The 26,850-nt window shown below is 54.8% G+C and carries 19 protein-coding genes and 1 pseudogene; 8 read left to right on the top strand and 12 right to left on the bottom strand.

What is annotated here, in order from left to right; genetic code table 11:
* Positions 1–470 precede the first annotated feature (470 nt).
* Positions 471–764: a COG4315 family predicted lipoprotein gene (locus N8E88_RS07940; RefSeq protein WP_262292038.1), complete on the top strand. Its 294-nt coding sequence runs from the start codon at positions 471–473 to the stop codon at positions 762–764.
* An 803-nt stretch (positions 765–1,567) separates the two neighbouring features.
* Here N8E88_RS07940 and N8E88_RS07945 read toward each other — a convergent pair.
* The 4 genes from N8E88_RS07945 to N8E88_RS07960 form a co-directional block, all read right to left on the bottom strand.
* The gene (locus N8E88_RS07945) at positions 1,568–3,874 is read right to left on the bottom strand and encodes an FdhF/YdeP family oxidoreductase (protein WP_262292039.1); all 2,307 of its coding nucleotides are present in this window, start codon (positions 3,872–3,874) and stop codon (positions 1,568–1,570) included.
* Between the two features lie 37 nt (positions 3,875–3,911).
* Positions 3,912–4,736, bottom strand: a complete 825-nt coding sequence (locus N8E88_RS07950) for a formate/nitrite transporter family protein (protein ID WP_262292040.1) — start codon at positions 4,734–4,736, stop codon at positions 3,912–3,914.
* A gap of 87 nt (positions 4,737–4,823) precedes the next feature.
* On the bottom strand, positions 4,824–6,044 hold the full coding sequence (locus N8E88_RS07955; protein ID WP_262292041.1) for an oxalate decarboxylase family bicupin: 1,221 nt from the start codon (positions 6,042–6,044) through the stop codon (positions 4,824–4,826).
* Positions 6,041–6,610, bottom strand: coding sequence for a Dps family protein (locus N8E88_RS07960; RefSeq protein ID WP_262292042.1), 570 nt, complete (start codon positions 6,608–6,610; stop codon positions 6,041–6,043). The genes N8E88_RS07955 and N8E88_RS07960 overlap by 4 nt, the downstream gene beginning before the upstream one ends.
* A 120-nt stretch (positions 6,611–6,730) precedes the next feature.
* Between N8E88_RS07960 and N8E88_RS07965 the strand changes: the two genes are divergently transcribed.
* From N8E88_RS07965 to N8E88_RS07975, 3 genes are read left to right on the top strand one after another with little or no spacing between them, the layout of a single operon-like run.
* The gene (locus tag N8E88_RS07965) at positions 6,731–8,398 is read left to right on the top strand and encodes a sensor histidine kinase (protein WP_262292043.1); all 1,668 of its coding nucleotides are present in this window, start codon (positions 6,731–6,733) and stop codon (positions 8,396–8,398) included.
* The gene (locus N8E88_RS07970) at positions 8,395–9,027 is read left to right on the top strand and encodes a response regulator transcription factor (RefSeq protein ID WP_262292044.1); all 633 of its coding nucleotides are present in this window, start codon (positions 8,395–8,397) and stop codon (positions 9,025–9,027) included. Before N8E88_RS07965 ends, N8E88_RS07970 begins: the two co-directional genes overlap by 4 nt.
* Positions 9,027–9,485 carry a response regulator transcription factor gene (locus tag N8E88_RS07975; protein ID WP_262292045.1) on the top strand — a complete coding sequence of 153 codons (459 nt, stop codon included), beginning with the start codon at positions 9,027–9,029 and terminating at the stop codon, positions 9,483–9,485. The genes N8E88_RS07970 and N8E88_RS07975 overlap by 1 nt, the downstream gene beginning before the upstream one ends.
* A gap of 887 nt (positions 9,486–10,372) precedes the next feature.
* On the opposite strand, the gene N8E88_RS07980 is transcribed toward N8E88_RS07975, so the two are convergent.
* Together N8E88_RS07980 and N8E88_RS07985 are read right to left on the bottom strand one after the other, a co-directional pair.
* Positions 10,373–11,500, bottom strand: a complete 1,128-nt coding sequence (locus N8E88_RS07980; RefSeq protein ID WP_262292046.1) for an efflux RND transporter periplasmic adaptor subunit — start codon at positions 11,498–11,500, stop codon at positions 10,373–10,375.
* 117 nt (positions 11,501–11,617) lie between these two features.
* Positions 11,618–14,788: an efflux RND transporter permease subunit gene (locus N8E88_RS07985; protein WP_262292047.1), complete on the bottom strand. Its 3,171-nt coding sequence runs from the start codon at positions 14,786–14,788 to the stop codon at positions 11,618–11,620.
* A 642-nt stretch (positions 14,789–15,430) separates the two neighbouring features.
* On the opposite strand from N8E88_RS07985, the gene N8E88_RS07990 reads away from it, so the two are divergent.
* The 3 genes and pseudogenes from N8E88_RS07990 to N8E88_RS08000 all read left to right on the top strand — a co-directional run.
* Complete coding sequence (locus N8E88_RS07990) at positions 15,431–16,603, top strand: efflux RND transporter periplasmic adaptor subunit (protein ID WP_262292048.1); 1,173 nt, start codon at positions 15,431–15,433, stop codon at positions 16,601–16,603.
* The gene (locus N8E88_RS07995; protein ID WP_262292049.1) at positions 16,603–19,710 is read left to right on the top strand and encodes an efflux RND transporter permease subunit; all 3,108 of its coding nucleotides are present in this window, start codon (positions 16,603–16,605) and stop codon (positions 19,708–19,710) included. The genes N8E88_RS07990 and N8E88_RS07995 overlap by 1 nt, the downstream gene beginning before the upstream one ends.
* A gap of 171 nt (positions 19,711–19,881) precedes the next feature.
* Positions 19,882–20,169 (top strand): annotated as a pseudogene (locus N8E88_RS08000) (DDE-type integrase/transposase/recombinase); the annotation flags it as partial.
* An 8-nt stretch (positions 20,170–20,177) separates the two neighbouring features.
* Here the strand turns inward: N8E88_RS08000 and N8E88_RS08005 are convergent.
* The 4 genes from N8E88_RS08005 to N8E88_RS08020 all read right to left on the bottom strand — a co-directional run bounded on the left by N8E88_RS08005 (position 20,178) and on the right by N8E88_RS08020 (position 23,143).
* The gene (locus N8E88_RS08005) at positions 20,178–20,363 is read right to left on the bottom strand and encodes a hypothetical protein (protein ID WP_262292050.1); all 186 of its coding nucleotides are present in this window, start codon (positions 20,361–20,363) and stop codon (positions 20,178–20,180) included.
* Between the two features lie 119 nt (positions 20,364–20,482).
* Entirely contained in the window at positions 20,483–21,256 is a 774-nt protein-coding gene (locus N8E88_RS08010) for an alpha/beta fold hydrolase (RefSeq protein ID WP_262292380.1), read from the bottom strand.
* A 331-nt stretch (positions 21,257–21,587) separates the two neighbouring features.
* Positions 21,588–22,094 (bottom strand): isoprenylcysteine carboxyl methyltransferase family protein, encoded by a 507-nt coding sequence (locus tag N8E88_RS08015; protein WP_262292051.1) that lies wholly within the window; start codon positions 22,092–22,094, stop codon positions 21,588–21,590.
* A complete protein-coding gene (locus N8E88_RS08020; protein ID WP_262292052.1) occupies positions 22,091–23,143 on the bottom strand; it encodes a type III polyketide synthase in 1,053 nt (350 codons plus the stop codon). Before N8E88_RS08020 ends, N8E88_RS08015 begins: the two co-directional genes overlap by 4 nt.
* Before the next feature lie 1,078 nt (positions 23,144–24,221).
* On the opposite strand from N8E88_RS08020, the gene N8E88_RS08025 reads away from it, so the two are divergent.
* Positions 24,222–24,425 carry a hypothetical protein gene (locus N8E88_RS08025; protein WP_262292053.1) on the top strand — a complete coding sequence of 68 codons (204 nt, stop codon included), beginning with the start codon at positions 24,222–24,224 and terminating at the stop codon, positions 24,423–24,425.
* Between the two features lie 105 nt (positions 24,426–24,530).
* Here N8E88_RS08025 and N8E88_RS08030 read toward each other — a convergent pair whose 3' ends face one another.
* Entirely contained in the window at positions 24,531–25,157 is a 627-nt protein-coding gene (locus N8E88_RS08030; RefSeq protein WP_262292054.1) for a response regulator transcription factor, read from the bottom strand.
* Positions 25,157–26,782 carry an ATP-binding protein gene (locus tag N8E88_RS08035; protein WP_262292055.1) on the bottom strand — a complete coding sequence of 542 codons (1,626 nt, stop codon included), beginning with the start codon at positions 26,780–26,782 and terminating at the stop codon, positions 25,157–25,159. Before N8E88_RS08035 ends, N8E88_RS08030 begins: the two co-directional genes overlap by 1 nt.
* Positions 26,783–26,850: the final 68 nt, after the last annotated feature.

Genomic DNA, 26,850 nt, shown 5'->3' on the forward strand with positions numbered 1-26,850 from the left:
CGACTTGCAATAGATAACAATGGCTTATCACATGCAAGGACTCGTGTTTCTTTCGTCCCATTACTTGCCGACAGGCGCTCCACCCACCGTCCAGTAAAGGCCTAGGATTGTGCTTCGGCGTCCGAGCGACGGCCAACGGTTTGTCCTCATTCGCTTCACATAGAGAAAACGGCTCCATAATCCGACGTGGTATACACACGTATACCACTAATATACCTTGTGCTGATTTATTATTAATATTGCAGTATATTATAACATAGGAGGATTATCCGTGTACAATGCGGCGATCTATTCTACAAACCCATAACGTTGCCTGGGAGCAGCCTGCATTTTCGCTACCTTGGACGGAAAGAGCGACCGAAAGGACCAATATGTCGAGAAATATAATGACTTCCATGCTCGCCCTCAGCCTCGCCTTAAGTGCGTCTTCAATGGCGTATGCAGATATGGCGGCACCTGCCAGGGTAATAATGCACGGACAGACAAAGATCCTAACCGACGCCCGTGGTTGGTCGCTCTACACTTTCGACGAAGACCAGCCTGGGAAGTCTGAGTGCACTCTCCTTTGTGCTACCGCGTGGCCGCCATTTGAGGCCCCTGCGAGCGCACGGGCCTCTGGACATTGGAGCCTGATCCGGCGCTCAAGCGGTGTTCTTCAGTGGGCTTACAAGGGTTCTCCGCTTTACACATACCGCTTGGACTTTAAGCCCGGCGAAATTCGGGGGGATGGAGCTGAGGGTATCTGGCATCTTGCCAAGCCATAAAACCAGCGTAGAGCGGCAGTTACCGGCTGCCATGCCTTTCACATTCAACGCATCCAGATCATTGCTGCGGCGAGGTGCGTGAAGCTTAGAAAGTAGATGGCGCGTCTGTCGTCGTGTTGCGATGCGACGGGAGTCGCTTGAGCTTAATGAAGGCAACAGTCCATCCGATTTCTGGCTCTATAGGCTTTACCCAACTGCAGGATTGGCGGGTGCCCTCGACAGGAAAGCCAATTTGGCCCATCCGTCTGCGTACTGCGTTGCTTGCCGTGGCTACATTGGAACAGGAAGGGCAATATGTTGGAAACGCTTCAAGATCTCACCCTAGGGTAGATCGGAACCGATTTGGAGAACTCGCCGCTAGGATCCTCGGTCAATATCGAGCTGCGAAACGAATCTCACCGTGCAGGAAATTTGAGAATTATGGTGTCTCAGATACACTGACGAGGAGTGAACGTTCCACCCGGATACTGCCTCGCCTCGGTCGATCCCCCCAGTCACGCTCGCTGAAAGTCTCCTAATTCGGCGTTGTACAGATTTGGCAGACAGCTACAACTGCTCGTTTGAAAATGCCGGCAAGGGCAGGTTTTCGTCGACTTCGATTGCTGCCTTAGGGTCTACAATTCGTCTGCGACTCAGGAAAAACGGCGTCAACGATCGCCTTGAACGGAGCCGAACTCAGACCCACTCATTAAATCACCGCATTTACTGACGTGAGGATGCTTCCGAGCATCAGGAAGCGCGAATAGCATTGTAGAACCAAGACAGCTCATACTCCTGAGCGTCAACATCGCCAGAGCTGTTACTCAGTCCGGTGTCGCAAGCCTGATGCGGATGGGAATCGACTTGAACCCAGGGGTTCCCGAGCGGCGGTCGTAGTGCGACAATGCAATCAAGCCGTTCATTTCCGGGTAGTATCCGGCAGCGGACCCGCTTGGGATATCGTACTCGATCGCAGTGAGGCGGCGAACCAGCCGTGGGCGGTCATCAATCTCGGCAGAATTTCTGGCTGCTTCGACGTCAAGGATATCGCCGTCAGCCAACCCTCTGCTGGCGAGATCATCCCCGTTGAGAAAGATGACATCGCGTCTCCCGAACACGCCTCTGTAGCGATCATCCATGCCGTAGATCGTAGTGTTATACTGATCATGACTGCGAATAGTCGTCAATGTGAGAAGATCAGAATCCGAAAGCTCCGGATCTTCATCAAGGCTTTCGGCGACCAAAAACTGGGCTTTTTTAGCCGGGGTGTGCCAATCACGGTTAGAAGCTGGCACGCTCAGGCGAAACCCGCCGGGCTGCCTTATCCTCTCGTTGAAGTCATGGAAGTCGGGAAAGACGACCTCAATCTTGTCGCGTATCCTGTCGTAGTTTTCGATCATTGCATCCCACTCTATCCCGTGCCGGTTGCCAAGGGTGGCCTTGGCCATGCCGGCAATTACAGCCGGTTCCGAGCGCACCAGGTCGCTGGGCGGTTTCAAAAAACCTCGCGATGCATGGACCATCGACATTGAGTCTTCGACAGTGACTGATTGTGGACCCGTCGCTTGAATATCCACATCGGTGCGGCCCAGAACCGGTAGTATGATCAACGTTTTCGCCGTCAGCAGATGTGACCGGTTGAGCTTGGTCGTAAGGTGAACCGCCAGATCCAGCTTTCGCATGCCAGCGAAAGTGGCGTCAGGATCCGACATCGCCACTGCGAGATTTCCGCCGAGGCAGATGAGTGCTTTTGATCGCCCATCCTGGATAGCTTCGATCGCCTCCACAGCGCTGTGACCTTTTTCCGCGACCGGACGAAAGCCGAAGGCGCGTTCCATACCATCCAGCAACGCAGCGTTGGGCGCTTCGGTGATACCTACGGTGCGATCACCTTGAACATTCGAATGACCTCGTAACGGGCATATGCCGGCACCCTGACGCCCGATGTTCCCGCGCAACATTAGAAGATTGGCGATTTGCTGCACATTGGAGGTGCCATTCCTGTGCTGCGTGATCCCCATTCCGTAGCAGAGAATGACATTCCCAGCTTTTAAATAAACGTCGCCCGCACTTTCAATTGCTGTTTGTGTGAGACCGGAGATCGCCTCGATCTGATCCCAGGGTGTGCCATCGATGTCTGTTCGCAAGGCATCGATGCCATCCGTGTGCTCGGCGATAAAGCTGCGATCGAGCATACCGCTTCCGCCGTTCTCTATCTCCTCTCTGTCGCGCTGGAAAATTCGCTTCATCATTCCCTTCAGTACTGCAACATCGCCTCCCGGGCGCACCTGGTGATAGGCCGAGGCAATCTCCGTCGATGACAGAGTTGCCATCTCGACGGCACTTTGGGGAGAAGCAAATCGCTCAAGCGCCCGCTCCTTGAGGGGATTGAAGACGACTATCGGAACGCCGCGCTTTGCGGCTTCACGCAATGTCGTCATCATGCGTGGATGATTCGTACCGGGATTGTGCCCGAAACTGAAGATCGCATCGGCATGATCGAAGTCTTCGAGGGTGACCGTGCCTTTGCCGACGCCGATCGACAGAGGGAGCCCGACGCTGGTCGCTTCGTGGCACATATTGGAACAATCGGGAAAATTGTTTGTCCCGTAAGCACGTACGAAAAGTTGAAAAAGGAAAGCGGCTTCATTTGAGGCCCTGCCCGAGGTGTAAAATTCGGCCATGCTTGGCTCGGGAAGTGCATTCAGCGCCTCGGCGATCGTTTGGAAGGCGACGTCCCATTCGATTTCCACATACGTGTCCAAGGACGCGTCATAGATCAGCGGATGGGTTAGCCGCCCCTGATTTTCGAGGTCATGATCATGCCAATCCCACAATTCTGAAACAGTGTGAGATGCAAAGAACGAAGGCATCAAACGTTTGGCAGTTGATTCCCACGTTACGGCCTTGGCACCATTTTCACAAAACTCAAACGACGATGTGTGCCGCGGATCAGGCCAGGCGCAGCCGGGACAGTCAAACCCATCGGGTTGATTAACCTTCAAGAGAGTCGCTGCGCCTTGAGCGACGATCTGCTGCCGCGATAGGCTTTCCGCCACCGCCTTCAACGCACCCCAGCCTCCGGCAGGTGCATCATATCTTTCAATTCCCTCGGGTCGTTTGCTGGCCATGTCAAATTCGCTTTCAAACTATGTTGATAAGGTATGTTCAGCCGATCCTGCTGACCGGGGGAAGCGTCCGGCTCTTGGCCAGCGGAGACGCCGCCTGCGCAGCGCCTGCGAGTTGCACCCAATATCCGAAGGCCACCATGATCCCGCCGCCGACGATGTTGCCCAGAGTGACGAATACCAGATTGTGTAAAGCGCCATATACACTAATGCTTGCCGGATGAGGGCCGAGGAGCGCTAACGAAAAAGCGAACATGTTTGCCACGCAGTGCTCGAAACCGGCAGCAACGAAAATCATGATTGGCCAAAAGATCAAAAAGACTTTCGCAGCATCGTTTTCGGTTCGATAAGACATCCAGATCGCGAGGCAAACGAGCCAGTTGCATATGATGCCCCGGGCAAAAAGCTCGTGAGCCGGGGCACTGATTTTCGCCGCAACCGCTGCAAAGAATGCCGGACTGCCGTCGCCGAGCAGGACACCTCCGCCGCCAAGTTTAAAAAGCACGGCAAGCAAGAAAGCTCCTGCGAAATTGCCCAGCCAGCAAAGTATCCAAACACGCAGGAGATCGATCAAACCAGCTTTGCCGCTCAGAAGCGCAAGCGGCATATACATGGCCATACCGGTGAAAAGTTCAGATCCGGCAAAGACGACGATCGTGAGTGCCGAGGCGAAAACAGCACCCATTACAAGATGGCTCCACGAAGGGTCCGCATGAGCGCCCACGGTGAACATGATGATATCGCCAAAGCCAATATATGCACCCGCCATCGCCGAACCGACCACGAATGCAAACGGATTACCCGTTAGTGCGACGGACTTGGACCTGCCCGCATCCGAAAGTTTTTTGATTGCTTCTTCGTACATGGCAGTTTTCCTATGGAATAGCATCAGTTTGGATGTATTTCGGCGCTGCCGTTGCGTAACGCCAGCCGATGGCGAAGAACAGCTTAGCTAAACGGAACTCACGACTGGCTGCTTGTTTGGTTTCAAAGCCTTCATAGTCGCAGTATCGAAACCCAGGTGCCCGGAAACGAGTTCTGGCGGAGTTAATGCCAACCATTGATTGAGAGACACGTCCGCATAGTGATCGCTTTTGAACATTTCGAGGAACACGAGCGGTTCATCACCGGTGTTTTCGACGTAATGTCCCATGGCGAATGGCACATATCCGACGTCGCCAGCTGCGAAATCAAAGGTGCGGGAGGCGCCGTTGGCTGCAAACACACCCATTCGTCCAACTCCTTGAATGTAGTATTGCCATTCATCGGTGTTTGGGTGCCAGTGCAACTCTCGCATGCCCCCCGGCTCGATTTCCACAAGCGCTGCGGCAATCGTTTTGGACGCGGGGAAATTCCGGGAGTCGGTTATGCGAACGGTGCCGCCCGCAGAGCTTATCGGAGTTTGTGAAGTCATTCGGTGGACGAACCCGTTTGGAACCGTTGTCGCACCCGCGATCCTGTCGCTGTCAAGATTGCCTGGGACAGGGAGATTGAAGATATAGCGGTCACTTGGAGAGGGGAGATTATCGAAGCTTGCTGCAGGCACGCCGAAATTCTTTGCAAGAATAGTTTTGGGGACGTGCTTGAACCAGTCGCTCAGCAGGAACGTGCTGTCCTCATCAAATCCGCCATCGTCGAAAACCAGCAGAAACTCACACCCGTCGGGTCCAAGCCCCTGGATGGAGTGCGGTGTACCGGATGGAAAGTACCAGATATCACCAGGACCAAGATCGCCGACGAAATTCCTGCCATCGGGATCGACAGCCGTAACTCTGGCATTTCCATAAAGTATGTACGCCCATTCACCTTCTTTGTGCCAGTGCAACTCACGAACGCCGCCGGCGTTCAGCCGCATATCAACACCGGCTATGCTCTTGGATATTCCAAGTTCCCGCTTGGTGATTTGACGGGTCCAGCCTGCAGGGTATTGTTTCGTCGGCGCATCGGCGAACGAGAAGCGAAGGTTGGGCAAGGTTCCAGCGTCGGTAGCCGGTGGATTGAGAATATCTGGATTCTGGATGTCCCGATCAAGGTTGCGCGGCCCAGGATCGTCGCCGCCAACGCGGGAACTTTGCGGTTGGGGCAGGCCTGCGGCATAACTCGTGGAACCTGCGGCTACCAAGCTTCCTGCAGACAACGCCAGGAGCGCCTCACGACGGCTAAAAGCATTCATTTCATCAGCCTTTCTGATACTGTCATTGACATCTGCAATGCCGCAGCTGGTGTCGGGATTGACCTGAGATGCGCACGCCATGCTTCAACGAGGAACCAGGTTCGGCCATCGGCCTCGTCGATCCAGGTCTCGAAATAGTCAGCCGTCTCAAAATCCCGGTGCACGTCACAGACATCGCGAGTAGAGCGCAGGAATGAAGAGAGCTGTCTGTTGTCGCTGGCGAGTTCGGTCAACATCTCTGCGGGAGTAAGGCAATCGGCGTCGTTGTCGGCAAGTCTTTGAAGTCGCCCGATACGGCCAATCGAATGGAGCGTCGTGCCTCCGAGCTCGCGTATGCGTTGCGCGATAACATCTGTGATGGAAAGTATCTGCTCGGCTTGCTCGTCTAGCAGTGGCTGGAAAATACCAAAACCCGTTGGAGCCATGTGCCAATGGAAACTTTTCGTCTTTAGGTACAACGCGAACGTATCCGCGAGCAGGATCATCAGGGCTTGCGAAACCTCGGCCGCAGTGTCGCCTGAATAGAACGGCTTCACACGGTTACCAGTATAAATTGACAGGCTCATTCAACGACCCTTTCCTGTTCCACGTAGTGTCATGGCTGATTGTTGTATCGAGCCTAGGCCAAGCCTTCCTGTCGTGACAGTGGATACTCGTTTCGATTAAGTTATACTTGAGTATAGGGGGTGAATTTTACCGCCGGTGGGGTGTTAGCGTGCGCGAGGCGAGCAGCAACACCGTTGCCATTCACGGAAATTAGCGACATTGCGCCACTTAAGATTGTGCAGCCTTGCAGCCGATCTGTTATAGCCCGATCGGGTTGGCTATTTGGGATAGTTCGCATGGCGAGATTTTCACCGCTGGCTGCAGCAATCATTGCTGTGGCGGTTTTCCTTCTGGACACTCTGACGACGTTTGACATCGCCATTGCCGTTCTCTACGTCGTCGTCGTGTTGCTTTCGCTCAATTTCGCCAGGAAATTCCAGCTTCTGGCGATTGGGGCCGGCTGCATGGGGCTGACGCTCCTCAGCTTCTTGCTGTCGCATGGACAGGAACTCCCGGCTGACTCCATTGGACGTTGCTTTGTCAGCCTTGCTGCAATCGGGATAACAACCTTTCTTGCTTTCAGGGTAAAAGCAGCGATCGGAGTTTTAGCCGATAGCGAGCAGCGTTACAGGTCCATATTTCTGGCTACAGGCGTTGGAATTCTCCAGATGGACTTCACGGGGTTAAAAAATGCGTTCGACAGGTTTAAGTCCGATAATGTGCAACGCATCGAGGATATTGAACGCCTGGATCCCGGATTCGCCCGCAGCGCACTAAGACTGATCAAGCTGACCAATGCCAACAACACTGCCCTGAACATGTTCAACGCTCCAGATGTAGGCGCTCTAGATCAGCTGCTGCCGACACTCGTTAGCGAGGACATGGAGGGGAAAGTATGGAAGTTGCTTGCTTCAATATGGGCTGGAAATCAGAGTTATGAAGCCGAAGCTATTTTAAAGACATCGGACGGGCGCCAGCTGATTTTTCTTTATAATGTAGCAGTACCGCTCGATCGCCCTGCTCTCGACATGGTCTTGATCAGCATAATGGACGTTACAGCACGAAGAGAAGCCGAGAATGAACTGGATGTGGCGCGAAGTCAGTTGGCGCATGTAGCCCGCATAGCGACCCTTGGAGAACTGACGGTATCGATCGCACATGAACTCAACCAGCCTTTGGCAGCCGTGGTCACCAACGGAGGAGCTGGCCTGCGTTGGCTCAAGAGGGATGTGCCGGATTTGACGAAAGTGCAGTCGTCGATGGAATCTATGATCGCCGACGCTACCCGCGCCAGCGACGTCATCAAGCATTTGCGCGGGTTGTCGGTAAAGGCGTCACCAAACCCGATGAATGTTGATTTGAATGAGATTATCGAGGAAACAGTCACGCTGCTGCAGCGCGAAATCGATATCAACCAGGTGACTTTAAGGGTGGATCTTGCAGCCGGTCTACCGAAGGTCATCGGCGATCGTGTGCAACTGCAGCAAGTTGTCCTAAATCTTCTGTTGAACGCTATCCAGGCGATGGCGCATGTCGCGCAAGGACAACGAGAACTCCTGGTGAAGTCCTCGGAAGAGGAAAGTGCCATCATGTTCAGCGTCCATGATACCGGTCCCGGCATTCCTCTTGAGGTCCGCGACAACCTCTTCAACCCGTTTTACACAACGAAGCAGGACGGTATGGGCATGGGTTTGTCAATATGTCGTTCGATTTTGACCGCGCACGGCGGGAGCATAAGTGCCAGTTCCGAACCGGGAGCAGGCACCACGTTCGAATTCACCATTCCATTCAACAGGGAGGTCGGATGATGGCCGGACTCACAACGCCAATTGTCTTTATAGTTGATGATGACCAGCATTTGCGAGAAGCGCTGGGCAATCTTTTCGCATCTGTCGGCATGCGCGTGGAACTGTTTGGCTCCACGTCGGAACTCCTTGCCCGCCCTGCCAAGATTTCCGCCGAAAGCTGCCTTGTTCTCGATATTCGGCTGCCAGGCGTCAGCGGCCTTGATTTCCAGAATCAACTCGCGAAACTAGGGAACAATATTCCCATCATCTTCATGACGGGCCACGGTGACGTTCCGATGTCGGTACGCGCGATGAAGGCAGGTGCGATTGACTTTCTAACCAAGCCGTTCCGGGACCAGGATATGCTTGATGCGGTCGCCAATGCGTTGACCCTGGATCGAGCTCGCCGGGCCAGCGATGACGCGCTGTCTGCACTGATGGCGCGGTATGAAAGTCTGACGGCTCGCGAGCGTGAGGTGATTGCCCTGGTAACCAGCGGCCTGATGAACAAGCAAATTGCGGGTAAGCTTGGTGTGAGCGAGATAACAGTTAAAATCCACCGCGGTCATCTGATGGAAAAAATGGCTGTTCGAACCCTTGCGGAACTGGTCAAGGCTTATGAGGCGCTTCGGCCAGTTTTGAACAAGTGATGCCGGAACCTAAACATGAGTATGATATCTTCTGGTCTCTGGGTGGTGCATTTGATCTAGAAACAGTCACATATTTTAGAAGGTTGCTGGTGTACCGTTCGAAATCCATAGCCGTCGTCGAGGACGACGCGTCGCTGCGCGACGCCATGGAGAATCTCATAAGCTCACATGGGCTCAATGTTTATACGTTTGTTTCCGCGGAATCATTTCTGGCCCAGAGGGATCATATAGAGATCGACTGCCTTATAACCGACGTGCAAATGGACGGAATGGGCGGGGTGGAGCTATTCCATATCCTCCTCAAAATTGGTGTCGTTACTCCAGTCATTTTCATTACGGCGTTCGAGGATGAACGAATTCACAAGAGGGTGATGGCCTCAGGCGCCAAGGGCTACTTCCGGAAACCTTTCGAAAGTCAGGCCATGATTGATTGCATAGATCAGGCACTGGCTATGTAGCCGTCGATCACGGAACGTTCGTGATAAGTTGCTCGGCCGGTTTATCAATCCGGGTATCAAATGCGAAATCGCCCCCGGACGCACCTGGAGCGATTTTGTACCTGACGGGTACCATGCCTCATGATCGCGAGGCACAGCTTGTTCGACGCATGGACTATCGTGTCTCGTGCATTCCGAAGAGATAGGTCGGGTTGGTGCTACCCTCATCCGACTCGCTATTGCGTTCAATACGGTCGAAATTCCGAGCAGTGTTACTAACGGTTTGCCCCCCGCGGGACGCGCGTGATCCGCCTGACTCGTGCGAAGCGTGTGATCCACCTCCATCGTGGGAGCCATGTGAACCACCCGAGGCTGCATAAGCGGTAGCGAATGGAGTAGAGATGAAAAGGGCGGCGATTGCCGTTCTGAAGATCAAAGAACGCATTTTTGGCGTCTCCAAAAGTATCGAGGACAGGGTTGGCGTCCTCTTTCTATAAGACCGTCCAGTTCCGTCGCGTCACGCTGGATATTCTCCATCGTCGGCGGTTCCCGGTCTGTTAATAAGTATATTACAGTAATTTTTCATTGCAAATTAATAAAAAGTAATATTTGTGATATTTATTGTGACACAATTCAGGTTATTCCGACAAAAACGTGAACAACCACCTTTCTTAGATCAAATTAATATTCATCCATATTTGATACTTGGTGAATGCTTTGATGTATTATCTGTATGTAACTCAAAATTACTACTTTTCTGACCGTCAGATGGCACGAATGCCTGAGACCCATAGCCCAATTGGTATCAATACAGGAAGAGAATGTATTGGCAGCAATGATGAAGACATTTTCGATCGGAATGGGCGATCGTATCCGTTCGCCTGGAGCTTCAGCAATTGATCCTCTGATCAAACGCCAGCAACGGTTCCGGCATTGACGCGGACTTTACTGCCTTCCTCCAGTTGCACTGGGGGATTTCGAATTACTACGTCGCCTTCCTTGAGGCCGTCCGTGATTTCGATGGTTGTTCCCATATCTCTCACCACAGATATTTTTTTTATGTGAACAATGCCATTCTCAACGACGGCCACCTGCAATCCATCTGCATTGAAGATGAGGGCGTCAGAGGGTACCGAAAGGCTTGGCGACTTCAGCGGAATTTGAAGCTGCACAGTGCAATAGATGCCGGGCGTCAGCAGGCCGTCAGGATTGGGCACGTCGATCTCGGTTAGCAAAGTGCGGGTGCCAGGCTGCAACGAATCGGCAATTCGGGTTACCGTTCCAGAAAAAATGCGGCCCGGGATCTCGGGAACCTCAACGCTGGCCTTGTCGCCGGGACTAACGCCGAACGCTGCATCCTGTGGCACGAACACTTGCGTGCGGATCACGTCTCCCTGCATGATGGCGAACATGAAAGTGCCAGTGGTCGTATCCGCCTGTACAAGGCTGCCTTTATCAATATTGCGCTGGGTGATGATACCATCGAAGGGTGCGATGACCCGCTGATAAAGCTTTTGTTGATTAAGCACCTCAAGTTGATCTTGCTGTGCCTTCACATTGGCTTGTGCGACACCCACCGTTGCCTGTTGGGCCTTCAGGGTCTGGACGTCGATGGTACCCTGCTGCTGCGTTATCCAGCCCTTGGCGACCAGCGGCTTGTCGCGATCCCATGTGACCTGTGCGAGGTCTGAATTGGCCTGTGCCTGTTTCAAAGCTGCCTGGAGCTGGCCCAAAGTGGCTTCAGCTTCGAGAATTTGATCATCGAGTTCCGGCACGGCGATCGTGGCGAGGAGTTGGCCCTTCTTTACGTGATCGCCTATATCTGCTTCGCGTTCTTCGATATAGCCACTGGCTCGGGCAAAAATTTCGACGTCGTCGAAAGCCGAGGTGGTCGCGGGAAGACTGACGTTGATCGTGTCGGCGCTGGGCTTTATCTCGATAACGTGCACGGATGGCACGAAATTGCGGAGTTGATCGGCTGTGGCGTTAACTTCCTCGGCCCGCGAGTGATATCCCCACGCACCGAAACAGAGCAAGGCGACAAGCCCAAGCAGCGTGCCAAGCCCTACGAGCCACCCTCCCCGCCCGGACGAAATTTGGAGTTGTGGCTTATAGGTCTGGTCAATCCGTTGATCCGACGGTTCTTAAGGGTTTCATGCTGGTTCCTCGTTGAATACGCCGTGGGCCGCCTTGCCGTCCTGTCCTCCGCGAAGCATCGCAAACAGGTACGGGACGAAGAGGAGTGTCGTAGGAGTTGCGAACAGCAGACCGCCGATGACAGCGCGCGCCAAAGCGGCATTCTGTTCCTCGCCGGCGCCACCTATGGCCATCGGAATCATGCCGACAATCATGGCTGCTGCAGTCATCAGGACCGGCCTGATACGGGTATGGCCTGCGTCAATAGCCGACTGAACCGCCGATCTGCCCGTCAGTTGCTGCTCTCTCGCGAACGTGACCAGCAGGATCGAATTCGCGGAAGCGACGCCGACGGCCATGATAGCCCCCATAAGCGAGGGCACGTTAAGGGTGGTTCCGGTCACGAAGAGCATCATCAGGATGCCGCAAAGCGTCGCCGGCAAGGCCAGGATCACGACAAACGGATCTCCGAAGTTCTGGTAGTTTACGACCATCAGCATATAAACAAACACGGCGGCGAACAGAAGACCGATGCCAAGATCCCGGAAAGCATCGTTCATGCTCTGGATCTGGCCAGCGACCTGAATGTAGTTTCCAGGAGAAAGCTGCTTTTGCATATCCGTGACGATGGCGTTGATCTGATTGGAAACGCTGCCGAGATCGCGACCCTGGACACTGGCGAAGACCTCGTAGAGAGGCTGAATGTTTGCCTGGTTACTGTTGGTCGGTATGCCGCTTCGCTTGAACGTTGCGACATTGCTAAGAAGTCCTGGCACCTGAGCGCCGGCTGTGGATATGGTTGAGGACACAGGCGTGTTACCGAGGTCGTTGATCGAACTGATCTTCGATTCGGGCGTTTGAACCGCAAGATAGTACGGGATGCCGGTCGTCGGGTCGGTCCAGAAATTGGGCGATACCTGCTCGGAAGAACTTAGGCTGACATTGATGTTCGTTGCGATGGTGTTTGCATTCAAACCTAGTTGCGCTGCGCGCGTGCGATCTATGGTGGTGTCGAATGCGGGCGCGTTAACTTCCTGTTGGAGGTGGGCATCCGCGATGCCCGGAATGGCTGCAATGCGTCGCTGAAGCTCCGTTGCCACCCGCAGGTTTGTGGCCCGGTCATATCCGACGGTGCGGACATCGATTTGCGCCGGGAGACCGAAGTTGAGGATTTGCGTGACGATGTCCGCAGACTGGAAGTAGAACAGCACGTCCGGAAAGGCTTCCGGTAGTGCTGAGCGCAACTTGCGCACATAGTCTGCAGTAGGTGCGTGGCCAGGCTTAAGGGCAACGAGGATAACGCCGTCATTTACGCCGATCGTCGAGCCGTCGGTGAATGCAAGATTGTACGCACGGGCCGGGAGCCCGATATTGTCGACGACAAGCTGGCGGTCGCTGTCGGGAACGATCTCGCGAATTTTGTCCTCGACTTGCTGGAAAATACGTTCCGTCGTCTCAATCCGCGTTCCAGCGGGCGCACGGACATGAAGTTGAATCTGGCCACCATCGATCGCAGGATAAAAGTCGCGCCCGACGAAGATCAGCAAAGTGACTCCAAGGGCCAGGACCAGGACGGCGACGACCGGCATGATCAACCGTCGTGTGAGCAGCAACGTAAGCAGCCCGACATAACGGACGCGCATCGTCTCGAAACCATGCTCGAACCTGGCATGAAATCGGGAGAACCAGTTTTTCGACGTCCCATGGCGCTCGCTCTTGAGCAACAAGCCGATCGAAATGGGAGTGAGTGTCCGAGAAAGGCCATAGGACGCCAGCATGGCGAAAACGACGGCGAGCCCGAGCGGTGTGAAAAGATATTTGGCCGGTCCCTCAAGGAAAACCACTGACGTGAACACGCAACTGATCGCGAGGGTAGATACCAATGTCGGCACAGCGATACCTGCCGCTCCATGTAGCGTCGCCTGCGGCAGCGACTGACCTTCCGTGAGCAATCGATGGGTGTTCTCGATCGTCACCGTCGAATCGTCGACAAGAATACCCACGGCCAGCGCGAGGCCACCGAGCGTCATGGTGTTGAGCGTTTCCCCGAGGAAATACAGGGCAATGACCGATGACAGGATCGCAAGGGGTATTGTTATCATGACAACCAATGTTGATCGCCACGATCCCAGAAACAGCAGGATCATCAGAGCAGTAAGGGCGGCCGCGATGGCGCCTTCGCGCAGCACACCTGCAATGGACTGCTTGACGAACACCGACTGATCAAAGATCTCCTTGATCTCCATACCGGGAGGCGCCGACGCACGTGCCGTAACCAATGCTCGCCGGACGGCATTGACCACTTCCAGCGTGGAAGCGTTACCATTCTTGATGACACTCAGAAGCACGGAACGCCGCCCGTCCTGACGAACGACGTTCTGCTGAACGAGCCAGCCATCATGAACCTGGCCGACGTCTTTCACGAAAACCGTAGCTCCGTTGACCACCTTGACCGGAATGTCGTTGAGTTCATCGATCGTCGCCGGCGTCGCGTTCGTACGCACAACGTATTGGGTATCCCCGATCTTGGCTGTGCCGGAAGGTAGGGTCAGATTCTGCGTGTTGACTGCGTTGACGACGTCGAGTGGGGTGAGACCCTTGGCAAGCAGCTTCGACGGATCGAGGTCGACCATGATTTGCCGGTATTTTCCCCCGGCAGGGGTTGGCAGTGTGATGCCCGGGATCGGCGCCAGTTGCTGGCGAATCCGATAGATACCGTAATCGTAGAGCTGCTGCTCGTTGAGTGTATCGGAACTCAGGCTGATTTGCAGGACTGGCACGCTGGAGGCATTGAACTGCACCACAAGCGGCGCCTGGATTCCTGCTGGCAAAAGCGCGCGGATGGCGTTTGTCGCCGACACAATCTGCGCGATCGCCAGGTCCAGATTGACGTCTTGCTGGAAGTAGATTTTCTGAATCGACAATCCACCCAGCGTCTGCGCTTCGATATTCTTGATGCCATTGACGTTGGAGCTGATTGCATACTGGCTGTAAGTGGTAACGCGCTGCTCCATCTCAGGGGTGCTGAGACCACCATAGCTCCAGATCACCGATACAACCGGAATGTTGATTTCCGGAAAGATATCCGTTCGCATCTCGTAACTTGCGACGCCGCCAAGAAAAAGTATTAAGGCGGCTAACACGTAGAATGTGTGCGGGAACCGCAGCGCGAACCTGACAATACCCATATCTACTGGAAACCCCAATTGTGTACGAAAGGCGAAAGGTGGAAGGGAAGATTTCCTTCGGCCGGAGCATCTGTCACTGACGGGTGACGGTGTTAGACTACTTAGTTCGCAATGCATGCTCCATCATACGAACGTGGACGGGTATTATTCGCTCGTCTGATCGTTTCATACTTTGGTTTTGGTTGTGTCAGCTGCCAACCAACCCATTTAAACAATGGGGAATGAGCGCGCCTTGATGCGTATCCGCATTCTGTCCTGTGCACGAGTTCCCGCGAAGTATCATCTGAACCTGACGGCTTGCGAAAGGGCGTCGCCAAAAATGGAGCAAGAAATGCGCTCTTTGGTCCTCACAACTACGTTCGCGGCAGTATGTCTGTCCGTTCAACCTCCCCTAGCCTTGCCTGGTCCGCAAGACAGCCATCCGTTAAAGAACGAGAGGGCTCTGCGACACATCGAGCCGCAAGTCGTCGGTCATACCAAGCCCGCTTTGTCCATCGACGCGAACTCACTCCCCGCATATTTGGCAACACTGCATAGACTTCACTTCACTGACGGGCATATCGAACCTCAGGATTGAGTCGGGATCTCTTCGCCTCTAGCGCGAAGGATTGCTGCAATGGCCTCCTCGAGTTGGAGCACAAGATGCACTTTTCAGTTCGAAATAGAGCCAGCATCGCAATAGGTTTAGCGGTGCTTGGCGCAGCTGGAGCTTTTTGGCTCCAAAGCAATGAAAAGACGGTCGCCATAGGTCAGCCGGCTCCTGTACTCATACCAGTCGAGGCCGCAGCAGCGGTCCAGGCTGATGTGCCTGTCTATCTGAATGGTCTCGGCACAGTTCAGGCGTTCAATACCGTCACCGTGAAAGCCAAGGTCGATGGCGAACTTCAGCAAGTGCTTTTCACCGAGGGGCAGAGGGTCAAGAAAGGCGATCTACTGGCTGTCATCGACCCTCGCCCCTTCCAGGCCGCGTTCGATCAGGCCTCGGCCAAACTGGTCCAGGATCAAGCGAACCTGGATAATGACAAGGTCATTCTGCAGAGGGACAAGAAGCTTACCGCCCAGGAATTTACGACCGTAGAAACCACGCAGACACAACAAAGCACCGTTGCGCAGCTGCAAGCGCAAATAGCACAAGACGCTGCCGCGAAAGATTCCGCTGCTGTTTCGCTGTCCTATACGCAGATGATCGCGCCCGTTGATGGACGCACGGGCATCAGGCTGGTTGATCAGGGTAATTATGTCCATGCGGCTGACACAACCGGGATTGTTGTCATAACGCAAACGCAACCGATCTCTGTCGTATCGACACTACCGGAAGATGATCTGGCGGCAGTGCGCGCTGCCCAGGACGCCGGTCCTGTCAGTGTGACAGCTTACTCCCGTGATGGTAGCACAAATCTGGGTACGGGAACGCTCTCGGTCATTGACAATGAGATAGACCAGACGAGTGGCACCATGCGGCTGAAGTCGACGTTTCCCAACGTAGACGAGAAACTTTGGCCCGGACAATTCGTCGATATCCGCCTGCAGCAAAGGGTGGTTCATCAAGCCGTTACGGTGCCTTCTGCAGCGCTTGAGAGGGGTCAGGATGGCTTCTTCGTCTACGTGATCAAACCGGATGATACCGTGGAAGTTCGCGCGATCCACCCTGGCCAGATTTCCGCCGGCCGCGCGGTAATCGAAAGCGGACTGACCGCCGGGGAGCGCGTTGTTACTTCTGGGCAATATCGTCTTGAGGCAGGTGCAAAAATTTCAATTCAGGAGACACCTGACAAGACCACAACTTCGAGTGATGCCGAGACGGAGCGGGATTGATGTCGATCTCGCACTGGTTTATCCAACGACCCATCGCAACGTCGCTGCTCATGCTGGGCATCCTCGCAATCGGCTTGGCGACCTATCCTTTGCTGCCCGTAGCGCCGCTGCCGCAGGTCGATTTTCCAACCATCCAGGTCTCCACGCAGCTGCCAGGAGCAAGCCCGCAAACGATGGCATCTTCGGTTACGCAACCGTTGGAACGGCAGTTCGGCGAAATCTCGGGTGTTACGCAGATGACGTCGGTGAGCACCCTCGGCAGCAGCTCGATCACGCTGCAATTTCAGCTGGACCGCAATATTGACGGCGCGGCGCAGGATGTACAGACCGCGATCAACGCCGCCGGTGGTCAGCTGCCGAGCAATCTTCCAGCTCCGCCGACCTACCGGAAGGTCAACCCTGCAGACCCACCCATACTGGTGCTTGCACTTACGTCAGACACTCTGCCATTGACACAGATCGATGACTTTGCCGAGAATGTCCTGGTACAGCATATCAGCCAGGTCTCGGGTGTCGCGCAGGTTTCGGTCTTTGGTCAACAGAAGCCAGCAGTTCGAGTGCAAGTCGACCCACGCAAAATAGCTGATCTCGGGCTGTCACTGGAAGATATCCGCTCCGCAATCATCGCCACCACGACCGATGCGCCAAAGGGTAGCATCCAGGGAGCTTTGCGAACCTATACACTTTACGACAATGATCAGCTTCTGGCCGCGGGCCCTTGGAACGACGCGATCATTGCTTACCGGAACGGCGCTCCGATAAGAATAAGCGACATTGGCCAAGCGATCGATGCGCCGGAAAACACGCAAATAGCGGCATGGGCCGATGGCAAGCCGGCCATCTTGCTGCCAATCTCCAAACTCCCCGGCGCAAATGTCATTGAGACGGTAGATCAGATAAAAGCATTGTTGCCGGAGTTGAAGGCAATAGCGCCGCATGCGCTGCACATATCGAGTTTAAGTGATCGTACGACGACGATCCGGGCGTCCGTCCTGGATGTAAAATTTACCCTGTTGCTCACGATCGCACTGGTTATCACGGTAATATTCGTTTTTCTGCGGAACGTCTGGGCGACGTCGATACCGGCCGTCACTGTCCCGCTCGCGCTCATCGGCACTTTCGCACTCATGTACGTGCTGGGGTTCAGTCTTGATAACCTGTCCCTGATGGGACTGAGCATTGCGGTCGGCTTCGTCGTCGACGATGCTATCGTCATGCTGGAGAACATCCAGCGCCATATGGAAGACGGTAAATCGGCGCTGGAGGCTGCTATCGATGGCTCAAAGGAGATCGGCTTCACAATCATCTCGATCAGCCTCTCTCTCGTTGCCGTTTTTATACCTATTCTGTTCCTGGGCGGCATTGTGGGCAGGCTCTTTCACGAATTCGCTATCACCGTAACCGTCACCATCGCGGTGTCGGCACTTGTATCGCTAACTCTGACGCCAGTGATGTGTGCTCGTTTTCTGAAAAACGAACACAGTATAAAACACGGCAGACTCTTTCTGATTTCCGAACGAGCGTTCGACGCCCTCCTCAGCGGTTATCGCACTACGCTTGATATTGCCTTGCACCATCATCGCGTCACATTTGGCATCTTCCTGCTGACGCTCGTTGCCACCGGCTATCTTTTTGTCAGTATTCCCAAGGGTTTTTTTCCGATTCAGGATACTGGCTTGATCACGGGCCTTCTGCAGGGTGCACAAGACACCTCTTTCGCTGATATGGCGCGACATCAGGTAGAAATAGGCAAGGTGGTCGCCAGTGATCCGGGAGTTGCTTCGGTCGGCATGGCAGTCGGCGGTGGCTCGGGCAATACGCTGAACACGGGCCGTATGTTCATCACGCTCAAGCCTCAGGACCAGCGAGACGCTACGGCAAGCCAGATCATTCAACGCTTGCGCCCCAAGGTTGCACAGATCGAAGGCGTAAAGCTTTTCCTGCAACCGGCGCAGGATATCAATGTCGGTGGCCGAAGCACTGCCACTCAGTTTCAATACACACTCCAGGATGGCGACGCCAACGAACTCAACGATTGGGCTCCGAAGCTCTTGGCAAAATTAAGCACGTTACCAGAACTTACGGATGTTGCGACGGATCAGCAGTCCAACGGAGCAACCGTTACACTCGACATTGACCGCGATCAGGCAGCGCGTTTTGGCATCTCACCTCAGACAATCGACGACACGCTCGACGATGCCTTTGGCCAGCGCCAAGTCACCCAGTATTTTACGGACCTCAACAGTTATCACGTCATTCTGGAACTGCCGCCAAAGGCCCAAAGCTCCCCCCAGGCAATCGATGGGCTCTATATCAAATCGCCGTTGACCGGCGCGCAAGTGCCGCTCAACGTACTCGTTAAACAGTCAACGCAGCCAACGACGGTCCTGGCGATCAATCACCAAAGCCAGTTTCCTTCGGTGACTTTGTCCTTCAACCTCGCGCCTGGAGTTGCTCTCAGCCAAGCTGTTTCGGCCATTCACGGGTCCGAAGCCGACTTGGGAGTGCCACCTACGCTCATTGCAACATTCCAGGGCAATGCGCAGGCGTATCAGACGTCCTTATCAAGCGAGCCCTTGCTCGTTTTAGCTGCGCTGGCGGTGATTTATATTATTCTTGGCGTCCTCTACGAGAGCTACGTTCATCCGTTAACCATATTGTCTACTTTGCCATCTGCAGGTCTCGGAGCTCTCATCATGCTGTGGAGCTTCGGCTTCGACTTCACTGTGATTGCCCTCATCGGCGTCATACTTCTCATCGGCATCGTCAAGAAAAACGGCATTATGATCGTTGACTTCGCAATTGCTGCGGAGCGGGAACATGGCTTGCGACCCGAGGAAGCAATCCGACAGGCGTGCCTGCTGCGCTTCCGGCCGATCATGATGACGACCATGGCGGCCATCCTTAGCGGCGTTCCGCTGATGTTGGGGCATGGTACTGGCTCTGAACTGCGACAGCCACTGGGATATGCAATGGTTGGAGGCCTCATATTGAGTCAGGCAATGACACTCTATACTACGCCGGTTGTCTACCTTTACCTCGACAGATTGAGCCTCTGGATATCTGGGCGGCGCAACAGGGCGCGGGCGATCGATGTCCAGGATTGATTTCTGCCTGGGCTGGCATGTTTTGGCAGGTGCAGAATCGTTGGATCCGATACGGAGAGCCCCTAACTTTCATCGCGGCCATTAAGCGAGCGAAGGAACCAAGGATGATCGTTGTAAAAGGGGATGAATTGCTTACCGTTCACCTGGCATAGCTTCCCATCAACAGGGAGCTTGTTCAAAGGTCGCCATTTCGACCGAACGTGATTCCGTTACGCTGGTACCTGGCTTACAACCTCAGACTGCGCGATCTCGAAGAAACGACTGCTTGAGCGTTGACCATTTCCCTTGTCCATTGCTGGCTTATCCATTTCGCGCCAAAGTTGCTCGAGCGCTTCAATCGGCGCAAACGCGCCGTTACCGGCAAAGGGCACGTCGATGAGACCTATGTCAAGGTTCGCAGTCAATGGATGTACTTGTATCGTGCAATCGACAGCGTTGCGGGACACTGTTGAGTTCTTCCGGCGCTGCTAGAAAGAAGACCAACCCGTCGCGGGCGCGCCCAGTGTCTTGCGCGGGAAGGCTCCTCCCTCGCGGAAAATGACGATATAGAAGGCAAACACCGTCGCTGCTCCAAAGAATAGGCTGACCGTGAGGCTCACCGTTTCCACACCAACGCCTGCTGAGAACGCATAGAGCGGATTGCGTGCGATCATTTTCCATCCGCGGTGCCAGACTTCAGAACGGTTGCCTGATCTTTGTTTCGTGCGAGTTCTGGCTGTCGGGCACGGGAGAATGCGAGTAGGCGTCCCCGATCCACTCACACTCTGCGACGCTAGGTGCGTCCAGTTGCTTCAAGGATAAGTTTCGTGATCTCGTCGGGTTTTGAGATCAACGACAAATGGCTCGCCTTCACTTCAATCGTCTTGGCTCCCATGCGTTTAGCCATGAAACGCTCTAAATCCGGATTTATCGTACGATCTTCTGTTGAGACAGCGTAGAAGCTCGGCTTGGAACGCCACGCCGCTTGGGAAGTCCGGCCAGTCAGGAGAGCTTTCTGGAATGGCTGCTGCACTGCATAAAGCACCCGCGATCTTGCTTCAGGCAGGTCGCCGGCAAAATCACGCAGGAACGCAGCTTCACTCAAGCGCCCCTCGTCACCATTGAAAACTATGCCGGCTGTAGCCGGGGGCGTTGCGAAAGTCTTGGCGAGCGCGGAATAGTCCTCGCCAGCGTCTGGCCCCCTCGCCGCAACATACACGAGCGCCGAAACGTTAGGATGCACGCCGGCCTCTGTCACGATCATTCCCGCAAACGAGTGTCCCACAAGGACCGTCGGGCCGTCCTGCAGTGCCAGCACCCGCTGGGTGGATGCCACGGCTTCTGGTAACGTCGTCAAGGGGTTTTGAACGGCCGTGGCGTTGAGTCCGGCCGCTTGGAGGCGAGCAATCACCTCCGACCAGCACGATCCATCTGCGAACAAACCATGGACGAGAACGACGTTGCGAGCCGGAATGGGGGATGGCTTCGCTGCCATGCCGCGGGAGGAAATCAACGATGCAGCACCGGCAACCAGGGTAGCCGAGAACATCCGTCTGTTCATCATCATCATATATTCCTCTCTATTGTGTTTGATATGAGTATTCTTGGTAATTACCGTTTGAGCAGATCATTTTCGATTATACATGAGTATAGCCGTGACAAGGTTGGCGGGAGCTGGCCCCAGATGGTCATGCCCTTCGCGCTCTACGCGATGCGACATGCGGCGCGCTGGTAAATCCGGATCAAGGACGAAGTTGGTTCACCCTCACATCGAATGTGGCGGGAGCTTCCTCAACAAATTATGAGAAGGCTTTCGGCGGGAGCGGCGGATAGGCAAATATGATGATTATAAAAAGCCCAGCCAAGTTGAAAGACTTGGTAACCGCGCTTCGCTTGCATCAGTGCCTTGCATCATGGCGCAACTCCGAAAGCGCGGCATTCTCTTCGCGAACCCTTACCGCCAGAACGAAGGCATTCAGCGCGGAGAATGCGAGAGCATACCATATCAGCCCAAAGCACAAGGGCAGCACGGCGATCTCTCCGATCACGACGACATAGTTGGGATGCGAAAGAAAGCGGTAGGGGCCCGTTCTGACGAGCGGGCTTCCCGGCAGAACGATAATGCGCGTGGTCCAGCGCTTGCCCAAGGTCCCGAGCACCCAGAACCGCAAGCCTTGAAGCAATATGAAAACGGCAAGCCATCCGGGTTCAATCGGCTTGTCCCAGGCAAGAACCCACAAGCCGGCAAGCCAGGCGGCATGCAACGCCACGATGAACACATAATGACCCGGCGCCGCCTCATAGGCTCCCTTCGCCAGCAGGGCTTTGGTGTTATGTCTGGCGAGCAGGAGTTCGCCAAGACGCTCGATAGTGACGAAAGCGAGAAGCGTGGAAGCCGCGATCATGCGGCTCTCGTGAGTGAAACACAGCTGACGCTGAAGCCCGGGCCCATCGCTGTCAGCAATGTGCGGGATGGCAAACCCGGCTCGGCGACGCGGTCGAGAACGAACAGCGCCGTGGGGGCCGACATATTTCCATATTCGGATAACACATCCCGTTCATGGTCCAGGCTGCCTTGACCAAGGGAAAGCGCAGTCTCCAAGGCAGTCACGACTTTGGCGCCGCCGGGATGACAGGCAAATCTATCGATATCCGCAAGTTCCAAATCCGCGCGTCCGAGGATTCCGGAAATCGCCGGGGCGATGCGCTCTTCGGCAAAAGGTGGAATATCGCGATCGAAAATGACGCCGAAACCTTGTCTGTCAACACTCCAGCCCATTATGTCCAGCGTGCCGGGCCAGGTGTGCTGGCCCGACATCTCGACAGCGGCAAGTCCCTCATTTGCAACCTTCAGGACGCATGCCGCCGCGCCGTCCCCGAAAAGCGCGCTGGCAACGATATTGGCTTTTGTCAGTTGATCCAACCGGAACGCCAATGTGCACAGTTCAACAGCGACCAGCAGGACGACGGTTCCAGGTCTTGACTGCGCAAGCCGGGAGGCAATGGAAAAACCGGATACACCGCCCGCACAGCCCAGACCGAAAACAGGCACGCGTTCAATATCATCGCGAAATCCCATTTGCTGGGCGACACGGGCTTCCAGACTTGGCGTGGCAATACCCGTTGACGACACCGTCACGACCGTATCGACGTCCTTGCCCCTGATGCCTGCCTTCTCCAGGGCAGCATTGGCAGCGGAGGCGAACAAACTGCACGCTCCTTCAATATAAGCGGCATTTCTTTCCGGCCACCCCAAAGGCTCCAGATACCATTCGAGCGGCTGGACAGCGTAGCGCGTGCGAATGCCGGAACTCTCGAAGACTTTCGCCAAACGGTCAAAGTCTCTGAACCGGGCCGAAAAAGCCTGATGTGCCGCAGCGGCGGCGTCACGTTGTTGAATGATGTGGGCAGGCACTGCTGTGCCTATTGATATCAGTTTCACGGATTGAGACATCGACACTCCTTGGTGACCTTTCTGCAATCGACGCGGGCACAAGTGCTGCCACGAGGACCCAGCAGGACACATCTCTTCAACAACACTTGACCGGTACGGTTATTCGGCATGTCTACTTAAAAGTGGGAAGCATCCGGTCTGGCGAAGTATCTTCAACATAGGATCAGTATGATGATCTTCGTATTATACGTTGGTTTAGCGCGCATAACTGTATTTGATCCCAGGCATTGGACGGTATTCGAAAATCAAGCAAACGCGCTTCGCAGACCGGTGGCCACCACGGACGGGGTATTGACGTCGATTGGAGGTGGCTGCCGGAGCTCTCAGCCCCTGTGGCAACCGAAGCATCCGTCACCCGGATTGAACGGATAGATAGTTTGAGCTGCACATTCACGATCGCGAGGTTCAAATGCGCTGCATTTCCGGCCAGCAAATGTAAAATCGATTTTTCGTTTATGCCGAGTATACCAACGTATACTTATGCATCGGGCAGTTTGGATGTATTTCTCAAATTGCGCCCGTCATAAAGCTCGACGGGACTGGTAGTTCCCCCGGCTACCATACTTCGACGTTTCCGCCCGTTGAAGTGCGGCCATCCAGGCCCGCAAAAGACCGTCCGAGCCCCCTCCGGACGGTCTTTTGTCTTCTAGCTCTCAGCTTTACCGTTCACCTTCCCACATCGTTCGAGGCGTCCAATACCGGTCATGGCACTACTATACAAATGTATAACCGCATATATCCGAAGCATAATTTCATTTCGACAAAGCCAATGTAACATGGCATCCATGAGAAACCTTGTAATCCATAGTGCAGCTGCCGTTGTTGTCGCCATCATGAGTTCTGCGGGTTTCGTGCCCGGCCATAGGACCTCTGTCCCGTTCGCCGCTGATCAAACGCGGCTCATGGACAAGATGTCTGGACACGACAGCAAGTACCATCAAGGCGACACTCGTAAACTCTTCCCGGAATGGGAGAACAATATTTGGGAGGATCAGGTCTGGAACGGGCTTGGTTAATTCGAGCCTGCGCGTCCGCCAGCCGTAAACCCGCCGCTGAGCGGCCAACAGATGGAATGACAATGACAAATAGTCCAAAAGACAGAAAGGCATTGGCGACTGCGAGCCGGATGAAGGACCTTGAGCATAAAATCCACGCTCTGGAAGTTGATCTCGGCAGTGCGGTCGAAATCGCATACCTGCGCGGCGCTACCGAATGGGTCCGTATCAATTACCCATCCCACTACAAGCGGCTGCACATGCGATTTGACAGCTGCGCGGCTTGAAGCAAGGCTGTCGAAATATACGTTTCAGGTCGGCTTCGACGGACCGCCGGCCTCATGCTGCTCCCAACACTCGCTGCAGTGCTGCGGCAATCGTCAAATCAGGCACTACTTGTTCAACACAGGCCGAAGCGCCTCATAGGCCTTGACGAGTTCAGCCAGGGTTCGCACACCCATCTTTTCCATCAGGTGGCCGCGATGAATTTTGACCGTTATCTCACTCAGGCCAAGTTCGCCGGCAATCTGCTTGTTCATCAGGCCGCTTGTCACCAGGGCGATTACCTCACGCTCCCGGCTCGTCAGACTCTCGTACCGCTTCACCAGCGCGGACAGTTCGCCATCGCTCGTCCGACGAGCCCGATCAAGCACGAGCGCATTCGAGACCGCATCGAGCATATCCTGGTCGCGGAACGGCTTGGTAAGGAAATCAATGGCGCCAGCCTTCATCGCCCGTACAGACATGGGAACGTCACCGTGGCCGGTCATGAAGATGATGGGAATATTGTTGCCAAGGTTAGCGAGCTGGTTCTGGAAGTCGAGGCCGCTGACGCCTGGAAGGCGGATATCGAGAACAAGGCAGCTTGCGGCGGTAACCGTCGCAGGGCGGTCAAGCAGTGCCGACGTAGAGCCGAACAATTCCACACGCATGCCGACCGAGCGGAAAAGATTGCCCAGCGCTTCTCGCAGGTGCGCATCATCGTCAACGACAATGACGAGTGATGTAAGTTCGGCCATCACGCGGCTTCCTTTTCCAAAGGAATGGTGAATTCGAACGTGGTGCCTGCTCCCGGTTTGGAACTTGCACGGATGCTTCCACCATGGGCAGTCACGATCGACCGGCAAATCGACAACCCCATGCCCATGCCGTCTGGCTTGGTCGTATAAAACGGGTCAAAGAGGTTGGCGCGGACTTCAGGCGTCAGGCCCGGGCCATTGTCGTGGATTTTCACAAGAGCGGACCGTTCCTCGGCAAAGGTTTCTATAAGCAGCTTGCGGGTGTTGCCAGCGGCATGTGCCATTGCCTGGATGGCGTTTAACAGCAAATTCAGGATGACTTGTTGCAGTTGTACGCGATCACCGTTGACCTCTGGCAGATCGGCTGCAAGATCGAACCGCAAGCTTACCTGATTGATGTCAATTTCGCGCCGGACAAGCGCCACCGTCTCATCGAGAACCGCATTCAGGTTGATCTGTATCGGCTTTGGAGGCGACTTTACTGACAGCGCCCGCAAGTTCTTGATGATGTCGCTGGCACGTTGTGCATCGGCAATCATACCCTCCATGGAAGACCGGACTTTCTCAAGGTCCGGTACGTCCCGTCGAAGCCAGCGCAAGCCGGCTCCTCCGTTGGTGACCACGGCGGCCAAAGGCTGATTGAGTTCATGCGCGATCGATACCGTCAGCTCGCCAAGCGTTGCCACGCGGGTGACATGCGCCAATTCTGTTCGCGCTGCATGAAGCTGGTTCTCGGCTTCCCGTCTCGCCGTGACATCCATGATGCTGATCAGGACCATGTCGAGAGCCGGGCGATTGGCCGGAAAAGCGACATTGTATAAAACGGTCAGCTGGCGGCCGTCGGCGTTGTTGATCACCGTTTCGGCCTCATAGCTCGACTGGCCGGACCAGATTGCCGCCAGGAATGTCCAGGCTTTGTCGGTGTCCGCGGTGATAAGTCCAGGCAGCACAGCTTCAAGCGCGTTGCTGTCTGCGACATTGAACATTGTCAGCGCCGTATCATTCGCGTTGATCAGCTTTATGATTTTTGCAACCTTGTAAGGAAACCCCGGATCAAGCCTCCGGGCATGATCGATGTCCCGCACGCCGTCAACCTTGAGCCGATCGACAGCCGCCTTGAGACGTGTGAAATCCATCTGCAGGATGCCGACACCCGTCGCCAGGAAAATCGTGCGGTAACGCTGTTCACTTTCAGCCAGAACACTGATTGCAGCTTTCACCCTGAAGGCAAGGAATGTTGTGATCCCGATGGCCGCAAGGCTGACCAAGCCACGCCCCATCGACTCTTCAAGTGCGGGCAGTCCTTCGCCATGCGAAATCAAAAAGCCTAGAACCGTCAGTCCCATGCAGCCAGCACCGATCAGAACGAGCCCTGCCTGGGTCGCAAAATTGAGCGATAGCAAGACCACGAGCACGTAGAGCACTGCAATGGCGATGTCCAAGGATGTCAACGCGTCCAGCAGGAAAACGACTGCCGCAATGAGTGCTGCAGCGGGTCGCGAAAATTTTGATTGGCACGCAGAATTGATGATGACGTTGAAACGGTCAGCTGCCAGCCGCTGAACGATGGCTGCTCCGAGACCCTGTGTCACAACCGCTGTTCTTGTCTCGTTCGTGGACATCATCAACCCCTTCGACCGTTTCGTTGCAAGGAAATGCCCGTTGACAAAGAAAGGAAAGTTTCGAGATGTTA

It is taken from the genome of Phyllobacterium zundukense (assembly GCF_025452195.1).
In the GTDB taxonomy this organism is placed as follows: Bacteria; Pseudomonadota; Alphaproteobacteria; order Rhizobiales; family Rhizobiaceae; genus Phyllobacterium; species Phyllobacterium zundukense_A.

Bases quoted from the DNA above. Each gene is read 5' to 3' on its own strand.
- N8E88_RS07940 (WP_262292038.1), top strand. From the start codon at position 471: ATGCACGGACAGACAAAGATCCTAACCGACGCCCGTGGTTGGTCGCTC.
- N8E88_RS08020 (WP_262292052.1), bottom strand. From the start codon at position 23,143: ATGTCTCAATCCGTGAAACTGATATCAATAGGCACAGCAGTGCCTGCC.
- N8E88_RS08035 (WP_262292055.1), bottom strand. From the start codon at position 26,782: ATGATGTCCACGAACGAGACAAGAACAGCGGTTGTGACACAGGGTCTC.
- N8E88_RS08010 (WP_262292380.1), bottom strand. From the start codon at position 21,256: ATGATGATGAACAGACGGATGTTCTCGGCTACCCTGGTTGCCGGTGCT.
- N8E88_RS08015 (WP_262292051.1), bottom strand. From the start codon at position 22,094: ATGATCGCGGCTTCCACGCTTCTCGCTTTCGTCACTATCGAGCGTCTT.
- N8E88_RS08025 (WP_262292053.1), top strand. From the start codon at position 24,222: ATGACAAATAGTCCAAAAGACAGAAAGGCATTGGCGACTGCGAGCCGG.
- N8E88_RS07970 (WP_262292044.1), top strand. From the start codon at position 8,395: ATGATGGCCGGACTCACAACGCCAATTGTCTTTATAGTTGATGATGAC.
- N8E88_RS07975 (WP_262292045.1), top strand. From the start codon at position 9,027: ATGCCGGAACCTAAACATGAGTATGATATCTTCTGGTCTCTGGGTGGT.
- N8E88_RS07985 (WP_262292047.1), bottom strand. From the start codon at position 14,788: ATGGGTATTGTCAGGTTCGCGCTGCGGTTCCCGCACACATTCTACGTG.
- N8E88_RS07995 (WP_262292049.1), top strand. From the start codon at position 16,603: ATGTCGATCTCGCACTGGTTTATCCAACGACCCATCGCAACGTCGCTG.
- N8E88_RS07945 (WP_262292039.1), bottom strand. From the start codon at position 3,874: ATGGCCAGCAAACGACCCGAGGGAATTGAAAGATATGATGCACCTGCC.
- N8E88_RS07960 (WP_262292042.1), bottom strand. From the start codon at position 6,610: ATGAGCCTGTCAATTTATACTGGTAACCGTGTGAAGCCGTTCTATTCA.
- N8E88_RS07950 (WP_262292040.1), bottom strand. From the start codon at position 4,736: ATGTACGAAGAAGCAATCAAAAAACTTTCGGATGCGGGCAGGTCCAAG.
- N8E88_RS07955 (WP_262292041.1), bottom strand. From the start codon at position 6,044: ATGAATGCTTTTAGCCGTCGTGAGGCGCTCCTGGCGTTGTCTGCAGGA.
- N8E88_RS07990 (WP_262292048.1), top strand. From the start codon at position 15,431: ATGCACTTTTCAGTTCGAAATAGAGCCAGCATCGCAATAGGTTTAGCG.
- N8E88_RS08005 (WP_262292050.1), bottom strand. From the start codon at position 20,363: ATGATCGCACGCAATCCGCTCTATGCGTTCTCAGCAGGCGTTGGTGTG.
- N8E88_RS08030 (WP_262292054.1), bottom strand. From the start codon at position 25,157: ATGGCCGAACTTACATCACTCGTCATTGTCGTTGACGATGATGCGCAC.